We start from the raw sequence: 23188 nt of genomic DNA on the forward strand, positions 1-23188 counted from the left end.
ATGGCACGCGTGGTGGACGTCGAGTTCTCCGTCCCCGTCTCCTTCTCCCCCGTCGACCAGTACATCTCGATCGCCCGCGGCGCCGAGGCCGCCGGTTTCGACCGGGTCGTGCTGCCGGATTCGCTGTTCCATCCGCGTCGACAGGACAAGGACTACCCGTACACGCCGGACGGCTCGCGGATGTGGGACGAGAACACGCAGTGGGTCGAGCCGCTGATCGCCTCCGCCGCCATGGGCGGGGCCACCTCGACCATCCGGTTCTCCCCGCAGGTCCTCAAGGTCGGGCCGCGTAACCCGCTGCTGCTGACCCGCCAGGTCGCCTCGGTCGCGCTGCTCACCGGCAACCGGCTCGATCTGGGCGTGGGGATCGGTTGGGATCCCAACGAGTTCGAGTGGTGCGGCGCCCCGTTCAAGGGCCGCGGCAAGCGCACCGACGAGTCTCTGGCCATCATGCGCGAGGCGCTGAAGGGCGAGTGGATGGAGTTCCACGGCGACCACTTCGACTTCGACGAGCTCATCTTCACCCCGGCCCCGTCCGAGCAGGTGCCGTTCTACGTGGGGGGCCACACCGAGATCGCCCTCAAGCGGGCGGCGCGGATCGGCCAGGGCTGGACCAGCGCGATGATGAAGTTCGACGAGATCGCGGCCACCGTCACACGCCTGGGCGAGTTGCTCGAGGCCAGCGGCCGCTCGCTCGCCGACCGCGGCGACGGCAAGCCCTTCGCCATCCAGGTGGTCTGCCTGGACAAGTTCGGCACGCGCGGCTTCACCGAGCTGGCCGAGGCCGGGGTCACGGACATCATCGTGATGCCCTGGATGGTCGAGGGACACGGCTTCGACTGTTCCACCGAGCAGAAGCTCGAGTCCATCGCGAACTTCGGCGCGAAGTACGGCCTGACCGGCTAACAGTTCCCCGGTTGCAAGACATCACCCCGCAGCTGCAAGACATCTAGTGCGATTACTGAGCTGTTTCTCGCACCGCTGGTCTTGCAGCTGCGGGGTGATGTCTTGCAACCGCGGGGTTGTTGTGGGCGGTACCGGCTTGGGAGCGCGGGATATGGCGACCCGCAGCTCCTGTGGATAGTCGTCGACTCCATCCACAGTGGCCGCTTTCTGCCTGTTCCGAGACGTCGCCGCCATTCACGATTGCCTCATGGCACGCACTCGCTGGGGCGGAGACACCCGCCCACCCGTCCCGGTCCCCGCATCATTGGCGGATGCGGTGTCGACCGGCAAACCGTTCGCAGGCGCCGATGCTCTGGCCGCCGGGCTCGTCACCCGCTACGCACTCCGTGCCAAATTCCACGCAATCTTCCCCGGTGTCTACGTCGCGAAGGGCGAACCGCTGACCAACTGGGACATCATCCGCGCAGTCGGCATGTGGGCTCCGTCGGACGCGATCATCGGAGGCTGGGCTGCCGCCTACCTTCACGGCGAGACGTCGTACTCCGGGGAAAGGGTCCGTGGCGGAATCGATGTGTTCACTGCAGCCGAACCGCGGCCTCCGCGCGGGATCCGGAAACGCTCACTTCGCCGCCCGGTGCCGAGCGAGGACATCTGCGAGATCGGTGGGCTACGCGTCACCGCCCCTGCTCGCACAGCCGTGGACACGGCCAGATGGATCCGCGGAGGCGACCTGCGCATCTGCGTGATCGATTCGCTCTGCTTCACCACCGGCACTTCTCTGGTCGCCGTCGCCGCGGCCGCGGGACGCATGCATGGCCTGCATGGCGCATCGACCGTCGCAAGACTCCTGGACGCATGCGATGCCGGTGCGCAGTCACCGCAGGAGACATTGCTGCGACTCCGCATCGAACGGTCGCCGCTCCCCCGGCCGACTTCTCAACTCGAGATCTTTGAGCCCACAGGTGAGCGGATCACGATCGCCGACCTCGCCTACGCCTCGGACAAGGTCGCCATCTTCTACGACGGCAGGCACCACGGTGACGAGGACCAGTGGCGGCGGGACCTACGCATCACCGCCAGGCTGACCGATCTCGGGTGGCAGGTCGTGCGGATCGTCAAGGACATGAAGCCTGACGAGGCGATGCGCCACATCACGAACGCGTACACCCGCGCTCAGAACCGCCCTCGCACCTGAAACCGCCAATCCCGCAGCGGTTGCAAGACATCCCCCATCGTTTGCACGACAGCTGGTGCGAAAAGCCGCGTCTGAAACGCAACTGGCGTCGTGCAACCGCGTACTCGTGTCTTGCAACCGCGGCGAGGGGCCGCTTGGCGGAGGCGAGGGCGGCCTAGCGATGGCAAAGGGCGGCCTGGCGGCGAGGGCGGCCCAGCGGTGGCAAAAGGCGCTGGCGATGGCGAGGTGGCGGCCTCGACGATTACACCGGGATGTTCGCTCCGATGTCGTCGAGGCAGGCAAGGATCTCGCGGTGGGTGTCCTCGGTGGCCTCGAGATGCATGAGGTGTCCGGCCCGCGGCACGCTGCGGACCTGGCGGACGTCGTCGTGATAACGGTCGAGCTTCTTCAGCGGCTCGCGGCCGTGGAATCCCTCGAGGTCGGGGTCGTGCTCCGAGTAGACGAAGTAGTACGGCACGGGGTTGGTCTGGCGCTCGAACTCCTTCCGGGCGTACCAGGACACGTCCATCGCGCGGTACCACTGCAGCGGACCGGCGAACCCGGTGCGGACGTACTCGGTCTCGTAGCGGTCCAGCTCCTCCGCGGTGAGCCAGCGCCACGGCAGCTCCGGCGCCTCGGGCAGCGCATCGAGGTAGGTCGAGCCCGACGGGTGCTGCCACACATCGAGGTAGTGGTAGTCGGCGGACAGGGCCCAGAACACGCGGGCGAGGAAGTCGCGCTCGTGGCCCTCGAGATCGGCCTCGGCGACGCCCGGCTGTGCAAAGTAGTGCAGGTGCAGGAAGTGCTTCTCGGCAATCATCGCCGAGCCCTCCAGAGGCGAGACCGACCCGGCGGTACCCATGAAGGGGTTCTCCATACCGATCACCGCGCGCACCCGCCCCGGCTCCAGGTGGCAGGCGTCGTAGACCACGCCCGCGCCGAAGTCGAAGCCCACCAGCACGACCTTTTCCGACTCCGGGAGTGCATCGTCGAGTACCGCGATCAGGTCGTCGACCACCTCGCGCGGCGCGTAGTCCTCGACATTCGTGGGCGCGTCGGAGCCGCCCATCCCCCTCAGATCCGGCGCGATGACCCGCCACCCGGCGTCCACGAGGACGGGGATCATGCGGTGCCACGTGAACCAGAAGTGAGGGAAACCGTGAACCAGTGCGACGGTGCCCGGGCGCTGGTCTGCGGACGCGCTCGGTTCGGCGACCACGAAATGGATGCCCACGCCGTCGCGGTCGATGTGGCGGTGCTCGAGGAAGGACGGGTCGTCGATTCGGGGGTCGATCATGGTGTCACCCTGCCTGGTTCTGTCGGGGATTCGGCGCGATTGTCGAAGGAGACGCCGACGGCCCCGGCGCTCCGCCCGGGTGGGCGGTGCGCCGGGGCCGTCACCGTGCGTGCTGTGGGTTAGTCGATCAGGCCCGGACCGGGCACTTGAAGTCGACCTTCCAGTCCTGGATGGCGTTGAGCCAGCCCGAACGCAGGCGGGTCGCGTCGCCCATCGAGGTGATGTCGGGCATGTGGTCCGCGATCGCGTTGAAGATCAGCTCGATCTGCAGCTTCGCCAGGTTGGCGCCGATGCAGTAGTGCGGGCCGTTCCCGCCGAACGTCAGGTGCGGGTTCGGGTCGCGCAGGATGTTGAAGCTGAACGGGTCCTCGAACACCTCCTCGTCGAAGTTCGCCGAGCCGTACATGATCGCGGCACGGTCGCCCTTCTTCATGGTCACGCCGCCGATCTCGACATCCTCGGTGGCGGTGCGCTGGAACGAGGAGATCGGCGAGGCCCAGCGGAGGATCTCGTCGTAGGTGGTCTCCGGGCGCTCGGCCTTGAACAGCTCCCACTGGTCCGGGTTCTCCAGGAACGCGATCATGCCGTGGGTTGTCGCGTTACGGGTGGTCTCGTTGCCGGCCACCGCGAGCAGCACCACGAACCAGCCGAACTCGTCCGCGGTGAGCTGCTCGCCGTCGACGTCGGCCTGGACCAGCTTGGTCACCAGGTCGTCCCGCGGGTCGACCTCGCGCTTGGCGGCCAACTCCATGGCGTAGCCGAGGATCTCGGCGTTGGCGGCGTTGGACTCGTCCGCCAGCTCCGGGATGTCGTAGCTGGTCATCTTGTTGGACCACTCAAAGATCTGGTGGCGGTCCTCCTGCGGGATACCGATGAGCTCGGCGATGGCCTGCAGCGGGAGCTCGGAGGCCACCTCGGTGATGAAGTCTCCCCCGCCCTTGGCGGCAGCGGTCTCCACGATGCTCCGCGCCTTCTCGGCCAGGTTCTCACGCATCTTCTCGATGTTCCGCGGGGTGAACCCCTTCGAGATGATGCGGCGGTACTTCTTGTGCTCGTCGCCGTCCTGGTTGATGAACAGGAAGCGCGTCATCTCGACGATCTCGCGCTCGGTCCCGGGCGCGAAGCGCGGGATAGCGGTGTTCTCCCAGGTGGAGAAGACCTCGTTGGTGCGCCGGGAGATCTCCTTGACGTCCGCGTGCTTGGTGACGACCCAGTAGCCGTCGTCGTCGTACCCGTCCGCACCCGGCTCGTTGGCGCACCACCAGATCGGCTCGGTCTGCCGCAGGTGCATCCACTCCGGATGCGGAAGGCGCTTCTGGTAGAGCTCCGGGTCGGTGAAGTCGAACCCCTCGGGAATGGTGACTGGCTGCACTGGCACTCCTTGGCCGCGTCGGTTTGCGTCAGGTGTTCACTCCCACAACCCGGATACTGCGAACCCCTCGCCCGGGCTGTAATCTAGAACACGTTCCACGCACCATACTAGAACACGTTCAGTTCCGGCCAGGTCTACCTCCGGCCGGATTCCCGGAAGGAAAACCATGGGAAATCCCGTCATCGTCGAGGCCGTACGTACCCCGATCGGCAAGGCACGCGGCGCGCTGTCGGGCCTCCACCCCGCGCACCTGCTGGGCGCCTCCCAGAAGGAGGTCATCCGCCGCGCAGGCATCGACGCCGCCCTGGTCGAGCAGGTCGTCGGCGGCTGCGTGACCCAGGCCGGCGCACAGGGCAACAACGTCACCCGCGGCGCCTGGCTCGCCTCCGGCCTGCCCTGGCAGACCGCGTGCACGACCATCGACTGCCAGTGCTCGTCCGCGCAGCAGGCCAACCACTTCATCGCCAACCTCATCCACGCGGGCGCAATGGACGTCGGCATCGCCTGTGGCGTCGAGTCGATGAGCTGGATCGCGCTCCGCGCGGCCGTCGGGAACGGTGAGAACGGCATGCCCCGCCCCGATGACTGGAGCATCGACCTCCCCGACCAGTTCACGGCTGCCGACCGGATCGCCGAGCGTCGCGGACTCAGCCGCGCCGACCTCGAGGAGCTGGGCGTCCGGTCCCAGGCCAATGCGAAGCGCGCGTGGGACGAAGGCCGATTCGATCGCGAGACCTTCGCCGTCGACGCCCCTGAGCGCCTCAAGGACGGCACCTACACCGGCGAGACGGTGACCGTCACCCGCGACCAGGGCCTGCGGGAGACCACCGCCGAGGCGCTCGCCGGCCTCAAGCCGGTCCTCGAGGGCGGCATGCACACCGCCGGCACCTCGAGCCAGATGTCCGACGGCTCGGCCGCGGTCCTGCTCATGGACGAGGACGTCGCGAAGGCGCACGGCCTCAAGCCCCGCGCGCGCATCGTCCACCAGGCGCTGGTGGGTGGCGAGCCCGAGTACCACCTCGACGGCCCGGTCCAGGCCACGCAGCGCGTCCTCGACCGCTCCGGTATGTCGATCTCCGACTTCGATCTCTTCGAATGCAACGAGGCGTTCGCCTCGGTCCTCCTAAGCTGGGCGCAGGTGCACGGGCCCGACATGGACAAGGTCAACGTCAACGGGGGCGCCATCGCGATCGGCCACCCCGTCGGCAGCACCGGGTCGCGGCTCATCACCACCGCCCTGCACGAGCTCGAGCGCACGGACGGCGAGCGCGCGCTCATCACGATGTGCGCGGGAGGCGCCCAGGCCTCGGCCAGCATCATCGAGAGGATCTGACATGAGCAGCAACGTCATCGAGGCGGCCGCGGGACGTCGGCAGGAGATCTTTGCCGCCATCTCGTCCGCCACCGGCACGGACGACGCGGTCAAGGCCGTGTCCCACCTCCTGGCGGTCTCGGCGGACGAGGCGCGCGAGGTCCTGCGCGCCCCACTCGAGTCGTTCGTCGGCGCGACCACCGAGCAGCCGGAAGCCTCGAGTCCGTCGAGCTTCGCCCTGCACCCGTTCCGCGACTCGGACGAGCACAATGCGCTGTACAAGGCGCGCTCGACCGACGCCTCGTCGGCGACGGGCGGCACGTGGGACGAGAGCCGCACGGAGCAGGAGCGCCGCGAGGGCCTGAAGCGGATCGACTCGGAGTCCGCGATGTGGTTCGTCGCCGTCGACGGCGCGCGGGGCACCCAGGTGGGACTCGTGTTCGGCGAGCAGGTCAACGACGGCGACGTTGACGTTGCGATCTGGATCCACCCGGAAGAGCGGAAGAAGGGCTACGGCCTGCTGTCGCTCAAGGAGAGCCGCCGTGAGCTCGCGGCGTTCTTCCCCGGCAAGCACGTGATCGTCCGCGCGCCGATGGCCGGCGGCAAGTGACGGATCAGCAGCCCGAGACCGGCACCGACGACCCGCGGCGTGGCGCGCCGTGGGTCGTCGGCGTGATCAAGGTGATGTCGCGGGCCAACACGTGGCTGTACCAGCGCACGGGCGGCCGGATCGGTGGGACCTGGCGTGTGGGATCGGCGCTGCGGGCGCCGGTACCGGTGTGTTTGGTGACGACGACGGGCCGTAAATCCGGCGAACCACGCACGGTCCCGTTGCTGCACCTCCCGGACGGCGACAGCGTCCTGTTGGTCGCGTCGCAGGGCGGGCTGCCCTCTCATCCGCAGTGGTACCGCAACGTCCTGGTGGACCCGGCCGTCACCGTTCAGGTGGGTCGCCGGGTCAGATCGATGACGGCGAGGGAGGCCTCTCCGGCCGAGCGGGCGGAGTTGTGGCCTCGGCTCGTCGAGCGTTACGCGGATTTCGCTGAGTATCAGGCAAACACCAGCCGCGTCATACCCGTGGTGATCTGCGAACCCGCGCGCTAGCCGAGCGCTCGCCGAATGGCTGATTTGCGATATCGCCCACGTCAACAGTGATGTACAGCGTGAACACTGATTGCTCCGACCATCTCGCGTGGCGGCATTGACAAAAGTTCATATTCAGGGGATTCTCATGTCTCAAAGGGCACATTGGTGCCGCGATTCGCCGAGAGGATCCACTTTTATGAAGAAGATGACCAGGGCCGCCGCGGCCGCCGCCACGGCGGCCCTCGCGATGTCCGGCGCCACGGGAGTCGCTAATGCCCAGCTCTTGCCGGGCATCGAACTGCCCGGCTCGTCTGACGGACTCATCCCAGGCTCGAGCGAAGGCCTTATCCCCGGTTCTGCCGACGTGATCCCCTCCGGTTCGACCGAAGGCATCGGCGCCGGTTCCGAAGCCCTCGGCGGCTCCGCGGATATCAGTGGTTCTGCAGACACGATCGCTGACGGAATCGCCGGGTCTGTCGGGGGCGGATCCCTATCCGGGATTCTCACCAACGCCGCTGGCTCGGTCAATGACATCACCGGGTCAGTGACGGGCGCTAGCGACTCCGTCGGTGGCTCCACGGGCGACTTCACCGAAGCCCTCACCGGTTCCATCGACAACACCGGCTCCGCTACCGCGATCACCGGGGCCATCGCGGATGCCATCGGCACCGGCGGTTCGCTCTCAGGAGTCCTCGGCGCCATCTCCGGTTCCGTCACCACCGGCGGCTCGGCGGGCGACATCACTCAGGCCCTCGGTGGCTCCCTGACCGACATCGGCGGGGGCATCACCGGCTCGCTCGGTTCGTCCGGTGACATCACAGACCCCGTTGGTGGCTCGCTCGGAGACATCGGCGGCGCGATCTCCGGCTCGATCGAGGGCGGCGGCTCTCTCGAAGCCATCACCAATGAGACTGCTGGCTCAATCGGCGATGCCTCGGGGTCTCTCACCGACCCGACCACCGGCGTCCTCGGTTCTCTCACCGGCGGCCTGATCACGCAGAACATTTCGGGTTCTATCGGCATGGTCTCGAATTCGGTCGCCGGCCCGGACACCGGCCTGCTCGGCTCGCTAACCGGTAACGGTGGCTCGACCGGCCAGAGCTCGGACGCGATCACCACGATCGCCAGCGACAGCGCTAATACGGTTGTCGGTTCTTCTCGGGACCTGACCGCGGTCAACGGTTCGCTTACCGCGTTCACCGGGTCGCTCGAGAACGGCTCCCTGAACGGCACCGCCTCCGCCGACAACGGCTCGCTGCGAGCCACGGCGTCGACGAACGCCGGCTCCGACGTCGCCTTCGATGCCTCGATGGAATCGGTTACCAGTGTCGAGACGAGCGTCGGCGGCGGCCTGCTGCCGATCCTGTCGCTGGGCGGCGCTGTTGCCCTCGGCGGCGCGGCTGTCGGTGCCGTCGCCGGCGCCAATGTCCAGCTTCCGCCGCTGCCGGGCTTCCCGCTGTGCGATCTGCCGCAGGCGCAGATCGACCAGCTCGCCGGCCTCGGCTCGGTCGACGCCCAGAACTGCCCGCGCCCCTGACCTGATCCGGTCGGCCGGTAACTGACGGAGCCCCGCACCTCGAAAGGTGCGGGGCTCCGTCTTGTTCGCTCACGGTGTGCCTTCATGACCTCCGCACGCCGCGCGCACCAGTAGCAACTGGTAGGCGCCGGCGCAGCGCGCGGCCCCAACCAGATCCACGCCGCTCGCCCAACGCCACCCGAACCCCGGTTGCAAGACAGCGCTCACCACCTGCACGACGTCAGATGCGTTTCCAGACCGGATTTCCGACCAATCTGTCGTGCAAGCGGACGGCGATGTCTTGCAACCGCGCGAGGCGGGCCGGGTGTCCGGGCCGGAGCTCGGACTGGGCACGAACGTCAGCGGGCCAGGCCTGGCGGGCCCGGCACTGGGGCCCGGCGTCAGATCAGCGGGCGCCGTAGACCGGGACCGGCGTCGGGGACTCGGACAGCAGACGCGGGACCACGGAGCCGAGCTCGGCCGGATCCCACTTGGCGCCCTTGTCCTCGGAGGCGGCACGCTGCCAGCCGTCGCACACGGTGACCTTGCCACCCTCGACCTCGAAGACGCGGCCGGAGACGTCGCCGGACTCCTCGGAGCCCAGCCACACGACCAGCGGGGAGACGTTGGCCGGGTCCATCACGTCGAACGAACCGTCCTCGGGGGCGGCCATCTGCGCGGCCATGGCGTCACCGGCGGAGGTGGTCATGCGGGTGCGGGCGGACGGGGCGATCGCGTTGGCGGTGACGCCGTAGCCCTTCATCTCGGCCGCGGTCTGGATGGTCAGCAGCGCGATGCCGGCCTTGGCGGTGGCGTAGTTGCCCTGGCCGACCGAGCCGAACAGCCCGGCGCCCGAGGAGGTGTTGATGACGCGCGCGGCCCGCGGGCGCCCGGCCTTGGACTCGGCGCGCCAGTACTCGGCGGCGTGACGCAGCGGCGCGAAGTGGCCCTTGAGGTGCACGCCTGTGACCTTGTCCCACTCCTCCTCGGACATGCCGACGAGCATCTTGTCGCGCAGGAAGCCGGCGTTGTTGACCAGCACGTCGAGCCCGCCGAAGGTGTCGATGGCCTGCTGGACGAGCTCGCGCGCGCCCTCCCACGAGGAGATGTCGTTACCGTTGATCACGGCCTCGCCGCCGGCGGCCTTGATCTCCGCGACGACCTGCTCGGCGGGGTGCTCCCCCACGTCGGTGCCGTCGATGCCGGCGCCGAGGTCGTTCACGACGACCTTCGCCCCCTCGGCGGCGAAGGCCAGCGCGTGCTCACGGCCGATTCCGCGGCCGGCGCCGGTGACGATGACGACGCGTCCGTCGCAGATTCCCATTGATATCTCCTTGGTTGAGGTGAGCTGTGCGGGTGTTCTCGGTCAGTGCTTGTTCTCGGCGGTGGAGGCCGAGAGGAACGCGGGCTTCTCGCCGCCGCCGTGGACCAGCAGCTCGGCGCCGGTGATGTAGGCGGCCAGTGGCGAGGCGAGGAACGCGGCGGCCCGGCCGACGTCGGCGGGCTCGGCCATGCGCCCCATGGGGATGGTGGCGTCGACGGCGGCCACGCCCTCGGCATCGCCGTAGTGCAACTCGGCGAGCTCGGTCTTCACGGGGCCGACGACGACGGAGTTCACGCGCACCGCGGGAGCCCATTCGACGGCCAGCGACTGGGTGAGCGAGTCGATGCCGGCCTTCGCGGCGCCGTAGGAGGCAGTGCCGGGAGAGGGGCGGTGGCCGGAGACGGACGAGATGTTGACGATCACGCCGCCGATCTGGCCGTCGGGCCCGTCGGCGGTCATCGCCCGGTGTGCTTCCTGCGCGACGGTCAGCGCGGACAGCAGGTTGAGCGCGACGATCTTGGCGTGGAAGTTCGCGCTGGCGTCGGCGGCCAGCGCGAACGGGGCGCCGCCGGCGTTGTTGACCACCACGTCGAGGCGGCCGTGTTTGGCGACGATCGCGTCGATCATCGCGCGGACCGCGTCGGGGTCGCGGAGGTCGGCCGGGTGGAACTCGAGGTCCGCGACATCGGAGCCCTCGTCGGCGGGTCGCCGGGCGCAGGTGACGACGACGGCGCCGGCATCTCTGAATACCCGACTGATGCCGGCGCCGACGCCTCGGACGCCTCCGGTGACGAGGACTACCTTCCCCGCCAGACCAAGATCGATGTTCGTCATGCGTGCTAGCCTACCAAGCAAGCGTTTGGTTAGTCACCGGACCGTCTCAGGCGGCGGTGGCGTGCGAAGGGAGCACCAATGGGCATCAGCGTCGACAAGGGCGCAGACGGCATCGCGACCGTCACCGTCGACTATCCCCCCGTCAACGCCATCCCGTCCGCGGGCTGGTTCGAACTCGGCGAGCAGATCCTGGCCGCCGGCCGGGACCCCGAGGTCCACGTCGTAATCCTGCGTGCCGAGGGCCGCGGGTTCAACGCCGGCGTCGACATCAAGGAGATGCAGGACTTCGAGGGCTTCGACCACCTGCTGGCCGCCAACCGCGGCTGCTACGTGGCCTTCAACGCCGTCTACGAGTGCGCGGTCCCCGTGATCGCCGTCGTGAACGGTTTCTGCGTGGGCGGCGGCATCGGGCTCGTCGGCAACGCGGACTGCATCATCGCCTCCGACGACGCAGTGTTCGGGCTTCCCGAGGTGGACCGTGGCGCCCTCGGCGCGGCCACCCACCTCGCGCGCATGGTGCCGCCGCACATGATGCGCACGCTGTACTTCACCTCCCGCAACGTCACCGCCCAGCAGTTGCACAACTGGGGAACGGTGTACGAGGTGGTCCCCCGCGACCAGCTCGACGCCGCGGCCCGCGAGCTGGCGGAGGCGATCGCCGCCAAGGACACCCGCGTGATCCGGGCGGCCAAGGAGGCCATCAACCACATCGACCCGGTCGACGTGAAGTCCTCGTACCGCATGGAGCAGGGCTTCACCTTCGAACTCAACCTCGCCGGCGTGGCCGATGAGCACCGGGACGAGTTCGTCAAGAGCGGTACGAACCTGGATAAACGAGTCAAGCAATCCGAGAGGACGGGCGAGAACAAGTGACGACGACCCCCACCCCGCGCGACAAGCGCACGAGCCTCGACGAGGCCGTCGCACGCCTCGAGAGCGGTATGACCATCGGTATCGGCGGCTGGGGCTCGCGGCGCAAGCCGATGGCCCTGGTCCGCGCGATCCTCCGCCGCGAGGATCTCACCGACCTGACCGTCATCACCTACGGTGGCCCGGACCTCGGCTTGCTCTGCTCGGCGGGCAAGGTCTCGAAGGCGTACTACGGCTTCGTCACCCTGGACTCGGCGCCGTTCTACGACCCGTGGTTCGCCAAGCGCCGCACCGAGGGCTCGATCATCTCCCGCGAGATGGACGAGGGCATGGTCCGCGCCGGCCTCACCGCCGCCGCGCAACGCCTGCCGTTCCTGCCCACGCGCGCCGGCCTGGGCTCGGACGTCTTCCGCTTCTGGGGTGACGAGCTCAAGACCGTCGACTCCCCGTACGACTTCGAGGGCAAGACCGAGACCCTGGTCGCGATGCCCGCGCTGCGCATGGACGCCGCGCTCATCCACCTGGACAAGGCCGACAAGCACGGCAACGCCGCGTTCACCGGAGCCGACGGCTACTTCGACGACCTGTACGCCATGGCCGCCGACACGGTCCTGCTCGAGACCGACGAGATCGTCGACTCGGCGGATGCGCTGATGAACGAGGTCGGCCCGCAGCGCATGTTGATCAGCCGCATGTTCGTCGACACCGTCTCCGAGGCCCCGAACGGCGCGCACTTCACGTTCGCCGGCGGCTACGGCCGCGACGAGGCGTTCCAGAAGCACTACGCGGCCGCCGCCAAGGACGAGCAGTCCTGGGCCGCGTTCACCGAAGAGTTCCTGTCCGGCGACGAGGCCGCGTACCAGGAGGCCGTAACCAAGTTCGCCGCCAAGGTCGCGGCCGAGAAGGAGGGCTGACACGTGAGCGAGAACATCACGCGCGCCGAGTACTGCGCGATCGCCTGCGCCGAGATCTTCGCCGGCGCCGGGGAGATCTTCGCCTCCCCCATGACCCCGATGGCCACCCTGGGCGCCCGCCTCGCGCGGATGACCACCGAGCCGGACCTGCTCATCACCGATGGCGAGTACCGCTTCCTCGGCCAGACCCCGCCGCTGGGCAAGCTCATCGACTTCGAGGGCTACATCCCGTTCCCGCGCGTCTTCGACGTGCTGCAGGCCGGTACCCGCCACGTGGTGATGGGCGCCAACCAGATCGACAAGTACGGCAACCAGAACCTGTCGGCATTCGGCGACGACGTCCAGAAGCCGACGCGCCAGATGTTCGGCCTGCGAGGCGCGCCGGGCAACACGATCGCCCACGCCACCAGCTACTGGGTGGGCAAACACAGCACCCGCGTCTTCGCCGAGAAGGTCGACATCGTGTGCGGCATCGGCTACGACCGCTACACCGAGGGCGACCCGGCCTTCCGCTTCCACCACATCCCGAAGGTCGTCACCAACCTCGGTGTGTTCGACTTCGGCGGCCCCGGCCGCACGATGCGCGCCGTCACCCTGCACCCGGGTGTCACGGCCGAGGAGGTCGCGCAGAACACGGGCTTCGAGGTTGCCGGTCTGGCCGAGGCGGGCGTCACGCGCGACCCGTCCGCGGAGGAGCTGCGTCTGATCCGCGAGGTGATCGACCCGCGCGGCTTCCGTAACCGTGAGGTCCCCGCGGAGGAGAAGAAGTGAGCGACGACGACGCCGCCACTGGCACCTCCGCCACCGCTCGCGCCGCCACACTGTCGACGGACTTCACCCGTCTCGTCGGCGTGGAGTACCCGATCGTCCAGACGGGCATGGGTTGGGTCTCCGGTCCCGAGCTAACGGCCGCCACCGCCAACGCCGGCGGCCTGGGCATCATCGCGTCCGCGACCATGACGTACTCGGAGCTCGAGGCCGCCATCATCCGGACCAAGGAACTCACCTCCAAGCCCTTCGGTGTCAACCTCCGGGCCGATGCCGAGGACGCCGCCGAGCGCTGCGAGTTGATGATCCGCCACGGGGTGAAGGTGGCGTCGTTCGCGCTCGCACCGAAGCCCGAGCTGATCGCCCGTTTGAAGGAGAACGGCCTCGTCGTCGTCCCCTCGATCGGGGCGGCGAAGCACGCCGTGAAGGTCGCGTCCTGGGGCGCGGACGCGGTGATCGTGCAGGGCGGTGAGGGCGGTGGTCACACCGGCCAGGTCGCCACCACGCTGCTCCTCCCCAGCGTCATCGACGCCCTGGGCGGGGCCGGCAACACGTCGATCCCCGTGGTGGCGGGCGGCGGCTTCTTCGACGGCCGCGGCCTGGTCGCGGCGCTGTCCTACGGCGCCGCGGGCGTCGCGATGGGCACGCGCTTCCTGCTGACCAGCGACTCGCAGGTGCCGAACGCGGTCAAGCAGCAGTACCTCGAGCGGGGCCTGCAGGACACGGTCGTCTCGACCCGCGTCGACGGGATGCCGCACCGCGTGCTGCGCACCGGGCTGGTCAACGCGCTCGAGTCCGGCAGCCCTGTCAAGGGCATGGTCGCGGCCGTGCAGAACGCCAACAAGTTCAAGGCCATGACCGGCATGAAGTGGCAGCAGCTGGCCAAGGACGGCCTCAACATGAAGAAGTCGTCCGAGCGCACGTGGCAGCAGATCGTCATGGCCGCCAACACACCGATGCTGCTCAAGGCCGGCCTGGTCGAGGGCAACACCGAGGCCGGTGTGCTGGCCTCCGGGCAGGTGGTCGGCATGATCGAGGACCTGCCCAGCTGTGACGAGCTCATCCAGCGCATCATGACGCAGGCGCACGGCCGCCTGGGCGCGCTGCGCGAGCTGGGCTGAGCCGGCCAGGCGCACCACTCCGCGTCCCGGAACCTCCGCGTCCAGGACCTACGCGCCCGGATCGCGCGCTAACGACGAGGGTGCGCGCCCAGAATGGACCATTCTGGGCGCGCACCCTTCTGTCTTGTCGACCTCGGCCCTGACCGGCGCACGGAGATAAAGCGTATTGCGAGTTATTCATCGAATCCTCAGTTAACGTGAGCACAGCCTTATCGCCAGCGGCGGGGACCGTCTCGCCTGCCACTCCCCGGAGGACCCCCTTGACTGTCACCCGTACCTTCGCCCGTTCGGCCGCCGTGCTCGGCGCCGCCACCGCCCTCACCGTCGCCGGAGCAGGCGCCGCAATGGCCACGACCTCTGAGAACACCGTCGACGGCAACGACGTCAGCGTGACGTTCGAGCTCGATGGCGGATTGCTCGACGGGGACGCCTGCGGTGCCGCTCTCATTCCGCCCACCGCGATCGCCGGGCTGGCCGGGACCATAGGCGAGATCGCCAACGGCAACCCCGCGACCGCGATCCCTGCGATCTTCTCGGCCCTCGACGCCACGGACGGGGTCATCGCGCTGAAGGACGGGATTTCTCCCGTGGTCGCGCTGGCTCCAGTCTTGAACCCGTCGGGCACCGTCTCCGCCGAGGACGTTCCCTCCAACCTGTACATGCTCGTCACCATCTGCGGGTCCGACCTTCTCGACGAGGATTTCGCACCCAACATCGAGCCCATGCTCGTGGGCAACCCCCTCGACGCGCTCAACACGATGAGCTCAGACGGCATCCTTGAGACCGGCTCGGCCCTCCTCCAGGGCGACGACGATAGCGGCCTGGGCGGCATCCTGTCGTCTGCCATCGGCGGCGGCGAGGGGGGCGACCTCCTCGGAACCTTGTCGTCCGCTACGGACGACGCCGAGTAACTCTTCCTTGCACGTCGATCACGCCCAGCCGGTCGGACCGGCTGGGCGTCGTCGTATCCACAGGTACTTGGCGCGCAGCCGGCCACCCCCGTCGAGTCTTCTTGGCCGCGAACCCTTTTCAGGAGGCTGAGAGTCCAGTTAAGATTGATCAGCGAACGAGCGCTGGCCAGATCTGGCCTTCATTCGCGCATCTCCTCCCCTCATCTCCGATCGGAGCCCTTCATGTCGAAGTCCCGTACCGCCCTTCGTAGCCTCGGCGTCCTCGCCGCCGCGTCCGGACTCGCCTTCGCCGGCGCCGGCGTCGCCTCGGCAACCACCTTCGACCACGATGTCGACGCCAACACCGTCTCCGCCACCTTCACCCTTGAGGACGGTCAGCTTGGAGACACCTGCGGCGCTGCCCTCATCCCGCCGAACGCACTGGCCGAGATTCTCTCCAAGCTCGGGGGCGGCGACCTCGGGAACGCGTTCGAGACGATCGACGCGATCCAGGGCGTGACCGTCTTGAAGAACGGCAACGCGGCCGCGGTCCGCCTCGGCGAGGACGCCACGACCCGCACCGTGACGGCGACAGACGTGCCCAGCGGCGCGTACATGCTGGTCTCCGTCTGCCTGTCCGACCTGTCCGAGCCGGGCACCGACCTCGTCACGGTCGGCAACCCGCTCGACATCATCAGCGGGCTGAGCTCGGACGGCCTGCTCGACACCGCGTCCTCGCTCCTGCAGGGCGGCGACGAGAGCGGCCTCGGCGCCATCCTGTCCTCCGCAGTCGGCGGCGAGTGACGGCCAGACCCACTGCTCTCCAACTGAGACTGAGACGCCCGGTCCGCTTCTGCGGGCCGGGCGTTGTCGTGTGGGTCGAGAAAGGCGATCGGTCAATTTGCCGATACGGAGCCTCCGCTGATGTAACACTTACAGTCCGCTGAGCGACTCAGTGAGGGAGACCACTGTTTTCAAGGCACCCTTTAAGGAGCTTCCCATGACCAACCTGAAGAAGGCAGCCGCGGGCTTCGCTGTCGCCGCCACCGCCGCCGCGGGCATTTCGGTCGCCGGCGCCGGCGCCGCCAACGCCGCGACGCCGTTCGTCCACATCGCGGGCAACACGGTGAACGTGCACGTCACCGCCCCGCTGCCCAACCAGACCTGCATGGGCATGCTCGTCCCGCCGTACGCTGCGGCCGACATCGCCGGCGCCGCCGTCGCCGGGGGCGGCAACCTCATGCCCATCATCGCGGCACTCGGCAACAACCCCGACGTAATCGCTCTCAACGGCCCCGGGATCCCCGGGATCTTCCAGCTTCCGATGACGATCCCCGGCCAGGACGGCTGGCTGTCCGCCCAGAACGTGCCCTCGAACATCTACGCGCTCGCCGTGATCTGCATGGGCCATGCCGGCCCGATGGAGCCCCACCTGTTCCCGGCCGTGGTCGGCAACCCGATGGAGGCCTTCGCCGGCAGCGCCTCCGGCAGCACCGGCATCGGCGGCCCCGCCGCACCCACCGACAACGGCACCGGATCGAGCAGCTCCGGCTCCTGATCGATCCTCTCGTCAGCACGCTGACGCGCTGAACCCCGCGAGCCCCGCACCCCCTGCCGAGGTGCGGGGCTCGCGTCGTCGTTCCGAGTCCCCGATCCGGCAACTCGCAGCGTGCTCCCCGAACAGCCATTCATGCCACGACGACCACGGTTATGCGTATCTTCACGAGGCAAGGGCCAAGCCTCGGGAGAACAGATGCGCACAGTCAGAAGAATCACTTACCTGTCGGCGTCAGTGGCCATCGTGGTCGGCATGGCTCTCGCCGGAAGCGGCGCAGCACTCGCCGCGGACATATCCCTTCCGGCGGTGGAGGACAACCGGGTATCCGTCCGAATCGAGAACCCGATTCCGGGCAAGCTCGGCTGGCCCCCTGTACTCGGCCAGTCCTGTGCTGGCGCACTCGTCCCGCTGTATGCCATCCCCGATGTCGCCCGAGATGTCATCCCGCTGCTCGACGGAGACATCACGAACATCATCGCCGCCCTCGGCGACCTGAATGACCAGGTGACCATCCTGCTCCTGGCCAATACTCTCTCCCCAGTCACGCTCCCGGGAGTCGCGGGCACCCTGGAAGTAGAACACGTACGGGACGATTTCTATGCCGCCCCCGTGGTCTGCGTAGGCGGCAGGGACGACGCACCGATGGAGATCAACCTCTTCCTCACCCAGGTCGGCAACCCGCTGGGGGCGTTCGAGGGCAGCGTCACCGGAAGCGTCGGAAGCTCCGGTAGCGCCGAGGGCAGCAGCATCGGCCTCGGGAGCGCCGAGCTAGGCGTGGGCTCGGCGGACGGGATGATCGAACTGGGCAGCGCCTCGGGATCAGACCAGGGCAGCACCGTCGACATCGGGTTCCACGGCAGCATCGCCGACGTCACGAGCGGAAGCCTCGGCGTGAACGCCGATGCAGGCAGCTCGGGAAGCGAGGCCGCTGCAGGGTCGGGTCAAGGCATCATCGACGGCGCCAGCACCGGAGCGCTCGACACCAGCAGCGTGACCGGCAGTGCCGAGCTCCCCGAGGGCTCGAGCAACGGCAGCAGCATCGACGTCGGCAGCATCATCCCGCTGGCCGACGGCCTCAGTGACAGTGTCGGCGACATGAGCTTCCCCGGCTCCTGACAGGTGGGCCTCGAACGCGCGAGACGCGAGAGCCCCGCGCCAGAAATCCGGCGCGGGGCTCAGGGCTGGGCTCAGAAGGCCCTGTAGATCAGCGGTCGAGGCGCTCGATGATCGTCACGTTGGCAGTACCGCCGCCCTCACACATGGTCTGCAGGCCGTAACGGCCGCCGGTGCGCTCGAGTTCGTTCAGCAGGGTGGCGAACAGCTTGGCACCCGTGGCGCCGAGGGGATGGCCCAGGGCGATGCCGCCGCCGTTGGGGTTGACGCGGGCCGGGTCGGCACCGGTCTCCTTGATCCACGCGAGCACGACGGGGGCGAACGCCTCGTTGATCTCCACCACGTCGATGTCGTCGATCGTCAGGCCGGTCTTGGCCAGCGCATGCTTGGTGGCCGGGATGGGCGCGGACAGCATCATCACCGGATCGTCGCCGCGGACGGTCATGTGGTGGATGCGGGCGCGCGGGGTGAGTCCGTACTTCTCGACGGCCTCGGCGGAGGCCAGCAGGCCGGCGGAGGCGCCGTCGCAGATCTGCGACGCGACGGCCGCGGTGAGCGAACCCCCCTCGGCGAGCACGGGCAGCGAGGCCATCTTCTCGAGCGTCGTCTCGCGGGTGGTCTCGTCGGCCTCGAGGCCGGCCATCGGCACGTACTCGGATCCGAAGCGGCCCTCGGCGATCGCGGCACGCGCGCGGTTGTGGGACTGCAGCGCCCACTCCTCCATCTCGCGGCGGGAGATGTCCCACTTGTCGGCCATCATCTGGGCGCCGTTGAACTGCGAGATCTCCTGCGTGCCGAAGCGCTCGGTCCAGCCGGTGGAGCCGGAGAACGGGTCGTCGAAGCCGTACTCGCGGCCGGCGAGCATGGCCGAGGAGATGGGCAGGGCGCTCATGTTCTGGACGCCACCGAACAGGATCACGTCCTGGGTGCCGGACATGATGGCTTGGGCGCCGAAGTGGATGGCCTGCTGGCTGGAGCCACACTGGCGGTCGACGGTGGTGCCGGGGACACCGAGCGGCATGCCGGCGGCGAGCCAGGACGAACGGGCGATGTTGCCGGCCTGCGGGCCGATGGTGTCGACACAGCCGAAGATCACGTCGTCGACGACCTCCGGGTCGATGCCGGTGCGCTCGACGACGGCCTTGATCACGTGGGCACCGAGGTCGGCGGGGTGCTGTGCGGCCAGGCTGCCGCCGCGCTTGCCCACCGGCGTCCGGACGGCGTCGATCACGTAGGCCTCGCGGCCGGTCACTTCTGTCATGGCTGGTGTCTCCTCGGTGGTGCTGGGGCTCTTCAGTTGACGGCGAGTCCGTCGAGCACGATGTTCAGGTACTGGTTGGCGATCGCGCCGTGGTCGTCGTCCCCCTCGGGGCGGTACCACCGCACCGCGACCCAGACGGTGTCGCGCAGGAAGCGGTAGGTCAGGCGCACGTCGAGGTCGTCGCGGAAGTCGCCGGATTCCATGCCGCGTCGCAGCACCCCGGTCCACATCTCGCGGAACTCGGTGTTGCGCTCGCCCAGGTAGTCGAACCGCGCGTTGCCGCGCAGGTGCTTGACCTCGTCCTGGTAGATCGCCACTTCGTCGCGGTGCTCGTGGATGGCCTCGAACGACGCCTCCACCAGCGCCTCCAGCGTCTCGCGCGGGCCCAGTCCGGACGCCGAGTCCACGATGCGCCGGTAGTCGCCGAACAGCGCGTCGAGGAAGCCGCGGAGGATCTCGTCGACGATGGCTTCCTTGGACTTGAAGTGGTGGTAGAGGCTGCCCGAGAGGATGCCGGCGGCGTCGGCGATGTCGCGCACGGTCGTCGCGCGCAGGCCGCGTTCCGCGAAGAGTCCGGCCGCGATCGACAGGAGCTCGTCGCGTCTGTTCGTGGCGGTCATACCGGACACAATACCAACCAAGCACTTGTTTGGGCAGTTGACCGCGCCTGACGCGCCACCGCCACCGCCCGCCGGGCGGCCGCCCTGCTTAGACTCTGCTCCATGACTTCCTCCGCCACCACCCTGCCCCGCCGGCGGGGCCGCCGCCTCCTCGCCGCGTCCGCAGCGCTCGGCCTGGCCCTGGGCCTGTCCGCCTGCACGATCGGGGAGGTCGACGACGACACCGCGGCCACCGACACCTCCGCCACCCAGCAGAGCTCGGCCACCGAGTCGGCCGAGCCCACGGAGTCGACGAAGGCGGAAGCGGATTCCCAGGCCGCCCCCGCCACGGCGCTCGACCAGCTGATCCTCACCGCGGCGGACGCTCCCGACCTGGGTTTGCAGCCGGTGTCCCCGGAGGAGATCGCCGGCGGGATGGACATGATCGGCGGCCTCACGGAGGGGCTGAAGGTCGAGCCGCCGCACTGCGCGGAGTTCAGCCAGGACACCCTGATGGCGCAGTCCGAGCCGGGGACGATGGCCATCCAGGCCGGGCAGAAGGACGACATCGCCTACGCGGTGGCCGTCACCACGGTGATCGACGGCCTGCCCGATCGCGCCGCGGCGATCGAGGACTGCCCGGTCATGACCGTCAGCTTCCCGCTCGGCGAAGGCGGCCAGGATCTGGTCACCGAGACCGCCAACACGGTGCTGGACGTGGAGGCCCCCGCCGGGGTCGAGAACTTCGTCGCAGTCCAGCAGGACAGCTCGATGGACATGATGGGCCAGAACGTCACCAGCGGGAATCTCATCGTCACCGGCACGGTCCGCGGGATCGGTGTGTCCGTCACCGCGACCATCCCCGCCAGCGAGGTCTCGCCGGAGGCCCAGGCCACGGCGATGGACACGTTCGTCAAGCAGGCGGAGAAGGTCCGCGCCGCGGACTGATCGCCCCTGCCGCGACGCGGAGTCCCGCGGAGGTCAGGCGCGCTGCGAAGAGATCGAGACGACCTCGCCGGTGAGGTAGGTGGTGTAGTCGCTGGCGAGCATCGCGATGGTCGCGGCGACCTCCCACACGTCGGCGGCGCGGCCGAAGGCCTCCTTCGAGGCCAGCTCGTCGAGCAGATCCGAGGAGGCGGACTTCTCGAGGAACTTGTGCCGGGCGATCGACGGCGCCACGGCGTTGATCCGCACCCCGTAGTCCGCCCCCTCGATGGCCGAGCACCGGGTCAGCGCCATGACGCCGGCCTTGGCGGCGGCGTAGTGGGCCTGCGCCCGCTGCGCGCGCCAGCCGAGCACGGAGGCGTTGTTGACGATCACGCCGTTATGCGGCACGTCGCGGAAGTAGCGCAGCGCGGCGCGGGTCGCGCGGAACGTGCCGTTCAGCGTGATGTCCAGGACGCGGTCCCAGTCCTCGTCGGTCATGTCGACGAGCTCGGCCTCGCCGCCGAACCCGGCGTTGTTGATCAGCACGTCGATCCGGCCGAGCTTCTCCGCGGCGCCGGTGATGAGCGCGTCCACGTCGGAGGTGGACTGCACGTTGCAGGTGATCGCCTCGAACTGCTGGCCCGGGAACTCGGCGGCCAGCGCGTCGCGGGCCTCGTTCATGCGCCGCTCGTGGAAGTCGGAGACCAGCACGTCGGCGCCCTCGAGCGCGGCGCGGCGGGCGGACGAGAAGCCGATGCCGGTACCGGCCGCGGCGGTCACCACGACCTTCTTACCCTTGAGCAGGCCGTGGCCCGGGGTTTCCTCGGGAACGACGGCGAGGGGGGACTTCTGCTCGGTCATGACGGCCTGGCCTCTCGGGGTAGTCCGAGCACGCGCTCGGAGATGATGTTGAGCTGGATCTCGTTGGATCCGCCGTAGATGGTGTCGGAGCGGGTGAACAGGAACAGCCGCTGCCACAGCGCCAGCTCCACGTTCTCGGGGTCACGCAGGTCGTTGGGTGCACCCTCGGACGTCTCGGTGGGCCCGGTGAGCGACTCCGCACCCTGGACGAGCATCGCGAGCTCGCCGAGGTCGCGGTGCCAGTTGGCCCACAGCAGCTTGGCCGCCGAGGCGGTGCCGCCGGTGGGGTCGCGGTCGGCCAGCGTGCGCAGGGCGTGGGCGCGGATGACCTTCAGGCCGATCCAGGCGCGGGTGATGCGCTCGCGCACTGCCGGGTCCTGCGCGCTGCCGTTCGCGTGCGCCATCCGGGTGATCTCGTCGAGCTCGCGGGCGAACCCGACCTGCTGGCCGAGCGTGGACACCCCGCGCTCGAACTCGAGCAGCGTCATGGCGACCTTCCAGCCCTCGCCGCGCTCCCCCACGATCATCGACGCGTCGGTGACCGCGTCGTCGAAGAACACCTCGTTGAACTCGGAGGTGCCGGTGAGCTGCTGGATGGGACGGATCTCGACGCCCGGCTGGTCGAGCGGCACCAGCAGGAAACTCAGTCCCTTGTGGCGGCTCGTGCCCTCCTCGGTCCGGGCCACGACGAACGCCCACTGGCTCAGGTGCGCGAGCGAGGTCCACACCTTCTGGCCGTCGATGTGCCATTTGCCGTCCTCGCCCAGCCGGGCGGTGGTGGCGACGTTGGCCAGGTCGGAGCCGGCGCCCGGCTCGGAGTAGCCCTGGGCCCACAGCTCGGCGATGTCGACGATCTTCGGCAGGAAGCGGTCCTTCTGCTCCTGCGTACCGTGCGCGATGAGTGTCGGTCCGAGCAGCGTCTCGCCCAGGTGGGACACGCGCGCCGGGGCGTCGGCCTTGGCGTACTCCTCGTGGAAGCGCACCTGCTGACTCAGGCTCGCGCCGCGGCCGCCGTACTCGACCGGCCAGCCGACACAGGTCCAGCCCGCGGCGGCCATGTGTCGCTCCCAGGCCAGTCGCTGGGGGAAGAACTCGTGCTCGCTGCCCGGCCCGCCGACGCCCTTGATCTCGGCGAATTCGCCGACGAGGTTGGCGTCCAGCCAGGCGCGGAACTGGCCGGCGAACTCGTCGTCGGACATCTCCGACGCAGGCCTGGTGTTCTCGGTCATGCCGACACACTACCAAGCACTTGCTTGGTTGCGCATCGGGCCGCCCAACCCGGCAGTCGCGACACTCTCCCCGTCCGCCGCATGCCGCTCACGGACCGCCGGACGCACCCACCACCCGGCTGCAAGACACGCCTCCCCACTCGCAAGACCTCCGGTGCGATTCCGGGGCCAGATCCCGCCCCGATTGCCTTGCAGACGCGAGCACATGTCTTGCAACCGGGGCCGGGTGGGCAGCGAGGCGACATTCGGCGAGCGG

23 protein-coding genes are annotated in these 23188 nt (G+C 68.8%); 15 read left to right on the forward strand and 8 right to left on the reverse strand.

What is annotated here, in order from left to right; genetic code table 11:
- Entirely contained in the window at nucleotides 1–906 is a 906-nt protein-coding gene (locus K3888_RS14590; protein WP_230931005.1) for a TIGR03619 family F420-dependent LLM class oxidoreductase, read from the forward strand.
- Between the two features lie 247 nt (nucleotides 907–1153).
- A complete protein-coding gene (locus K3888_RS14595) occupies nucleotides 1154–2101 on the forward strand; it encodes a hypothetical protein (protein ID WP_230931006.1) in 948 nt (315 codons plus the stop codon).
- A 241-nt stretch (nucleotides 2102–2342) separates the two neighbouring features.
- On the opposite strand, the gene K3888_RS14600 is transcribed toward K3888_RS14595, so the two are convergent.
- On the reverse strand, nucleotides 2343–3377 hold the full coding sequence (locus K3888_RS14600; RefSeq protein WP_230931007.1) for an alpha/beta hydrolase: 1035 nt from the start codon (nucleotides 3375–3377) through the stop codon (nucleotides 2343–2345).
- Between the two features lie 127 nt (nucleotides 3378–3504).
- Complete coding sequence (locus K3888_RS14605; RefSeq protein WP_230931008.1) at nucleotides 3505–4749, reverse strand: cytochrome P450; 1245 nt, start codon at nucleotides 4747–4749, stop codon at nucleotides 3505–3507.
- A 166-nt stretch (nucleotides 4750–4915) separates the two neighbouring features.
- On the opposite strand from K3888_RS14605, the gene K3888_RS14610 reads away from it, so the two are divergent.
- From K3888_RS14610 to K3888_RS14625, 4 genes are all read left to right on the forward strand, one after another.
- Entirely contained in the window at nucleotides 4916–6082 is a 1167-nt protein-coding gene (locus K3888_RS14610) for a steroid 3-ketoacyl-CoA thiolase (protein WP_230931009.1), read from the forward strand.
- A 1-nt stretch (nucleotide 6083) separates the two neighbouring features.
- A complete protein-coding gene (locus K3888_RS14615; protein ID WP_230931010.1) occupies nucleotides 6084–6671 on the forward strand; it encodes a GNAT family N-acetyltransferase in 588 nt (195 codons plus the stop codon).
- Nucleotides 6668–7165 (forward strand): nitroreductase family deazaflavin-dependent oxidoreductase, encoded by a 498-nt coding sequence (locus K3888_RS14620; protein WP_308282003.1) that lies wholly within the window; start codon nucleotides 6668–6670, stop codon nucleotides 7163–7165. The genes K3888_RS14615 and K3888_RS14620 overlap by 4 nt, the downstream gene beginning before the upstream one ends.
- 178 nt (nucleotides 7166–7343) lie before the next feature.
- Nucleotides 7344–8684, forward strand: a complete 1341-nt coding sequence (locus tag K3888_RS14625; protein ID WP_230931011.1) for a beta strand repeat-containing protein — start codon at nucleotides 7344–7346, stop codon at nucleotides 8682–8684.
- A gap of 385 nt (nucleotides 8685–9069) precedes the next feature.
- Here the strand turns inward: K3888_RS14625 and K3888_RS14630 are convergent, their stop codons facing one another.
- Nucleotides 9070–9987, reverse strand: a complete 918-nt coding sequence (locus K3888_RS14630) for an SDR family oxidoreductase (protein WP_230931012.1) — start codon at nucleotides 9985–9987, stop codon at nucleotides 9070–9072.
- Between the two features lie 42 nt (nucleotides 9988–10029).
- Complete coding sequence (locus K3888_RS14635) at nucleotides 10030–10821, reverse strand: SDR family oxidoreductase (RefSeq protein WP_230931013.1); 792 nt, start codon at nucleotides 10819–10821, stop codon at nucleotides 10030–10032.
- 78 nt (nucleotides 10822–10899) lie between these two features.
- Here K3888_RS14635 and K3888_RS14640 point away from each other — a divergent pair, with 78 nt between their 5' ends.
- The 8 genes from K3888_RS14640 (at nucleotide 10900) to K3888_RS14675 (ending at nucleotide 18058) form a co-directional block, all read left to right on the forward strand.
- Nucleotides 10900–11694 (forward strand): enoyl-CoA hydratase family protein, encoded by a 795-nt coding sequence (locus K3888_RS14640; protein WP_230931014.1) that lies wholly within the window; start codon nucleotides 10900–10902, stop codon nucleotides 11692–11694.
- A 68-nt stretch (nucleotides 11695–11762) separates the two neighbouring features.
- On the forward strand, nucleotides 11763–12605 hold the full coding sequence (locus K3888_RS14645) for a CoA transferase subunit A (protein ID WP_372459580.1): 843 nt from the start codon (nucleotides 11763–11765) through the stop codon (nucleotides 12603–12605).
- A 3-nt stretch (nucleotides 12606–12608) separates the two neighbouring features.
- Nucleotides 12609–13376, forward strand: a complete 768-nt coding sequence (locus tag K3888_RS14650) for a CoA-transferase (RefSeq protein ID WP_230931016.1) — start codon at nucleotides 12609–12611, stop codon at nucleotides 13374–13376.
- Entirely contained in the window at nucleotides 13373–14494 is a 1122-nt protein-coding gene (locus K3888_RS14655; protein WP_230931017.1) for an NAD(P)H-dependent flavin oxidoreductase, read from the forward strand. Before K3888_RS14650 ends, K3888_RS14655 begins: the two co-directional genes overlap by 4 nt.
- Nucleotides 14495–14754: 260 nt before the next feature.
- Complete coding sequence (locus K3888_RS14660; protein ID WP_230931018.1) at nucleotides 14755–15405, forward strand: hypothetical protein; 651 nt, start codon at nucleotides 14755–14757, stop codon at nucleotides 15403–15405.
- A gap of 222 nt (nucleotides 15406–15627) precedes the next feature.
- Nucleotides 15628–16188, forward strand: a complete 561-nt coding sequence (locus K3888_RS14665) for a hypothetical protein (RefSeq protein WP_230931019.1) — start codon at nucleotides 15628–15630, stop codon at nucleotides 16186–16188.
- Between the two features lie 196 nt (nucleotides 16189–16384).
- A complete protein-coding gene (locus K3888_RS14670) occupies nucleotides 16385–16942 on the forward strand; it encodes a hypothetical protein (RefSeq protein ID WP_230931020.1) in 558 nt (185 codons plus the stop codon).
- Nucleotides 16943–17137: 195 nt separating this feature from the next.
- Nucleotides 17138–18058 (forward strand): hypothetical protein, encoded by a 921-nt coding sequence (locus K3888_RS14675; RefSeq protein ID WP_230931021.1) that lies wholly within the window; start codon nucleotides 17138–17140, stop codon nucleotides 18056–18058.
- 88 nt (nucleotides 18059–18146) lie between these two features.
- On the opposite strand, the gene K3888_RS14680 is transcribed toward K3888_RS14675, so the two are convergent.
- The gene (locus tag K3888_RS14680; protein WP_230931022.1) at nucleotides 18147–19316 is read right to left on the reverse strand and encodes an acetyl-CoA C-acetyltransferase; all 1170 of its coding nucleotides are present in this window, start codon (nucleotides 19314–19316) and stop codon (nucleotides 18147–18149) included.
- A 32-nt stretch (nucleotides 19317–19348) separates the two neighbouring features.
- On the reverse strand, nucleotides 19349–19936 hold the full coding sequence (locus K3888_RS14685; protein ID WP_230931023.1) for a TetR/AcrR family transcriptional regulator: 588 nt from the start codon (nucleotides 19934–19936) through the stop codon (nucleotides 19349–19351).
- Nucleotides 19937–20038: 102 nt separating this feature from the next.
- Here K3888_RS14685 and K3888_RS14690 point away from each other — a divergent pair, with 102 nt between their 5' ends.
- Nucleotides 20039–20863: a hypothetical protein gene (locus K3888_RS14690; protein ID WP_230931024.1), complete on the forward strand. Its 825-nt coding sequence runs from the start codon at nucleotides 20039–20041 to the stop codon at nucleotides 20861–20863.
- Nucleotides 20864–20896: 33 nt separating this feature from the next.
- Here the strand turns inward: K3888_RS14690 and K3888_RS14695 are convergent, their stop codons facing one another.
- Both K3888_RS14695 and K3888_RS14700 read right to left on the reverse strand, forming a co-directional pair.
- Complete coding sequence (locus tag K3888_RS14695; RefSeq protein ID WP_230931025.1) at nucleotides 20897–21703, reverse strand: SDR family oxidoreductase; 807 nt, start codon at nucleotides 21701–21703, stop codon at nucleotides 20897–20899.
- On the reverse strand, nucleotides 21700–22932 hold the full coding sequence (locus K3888_RS14700; RefSeq protein ID WP_230931026.1) for an acyl-CoA dehydrogenase family protein: 1233 nt from the start codon (nucleotides 22930–22932) through the stop codon (nucleotides 21700–21702). The genes K3888_RS14695 and K3888_RS14700 overlap by 4 nt, the downstream gene beginning before the upstream one ends.
- Nucleotides 22933–23188 lie beyond the last annotated feature (256 nt).

This window comes from Dietzia aurantiaca, assembly GCF_021033825.1.
Taxonomy (GTDB): domain Bacteria; phylum Actinomycetota; class Actinomycetes; order Mycobacteriales; family Mycobacteriaceae; genus Dietzia; species Dietzia aurantiaca.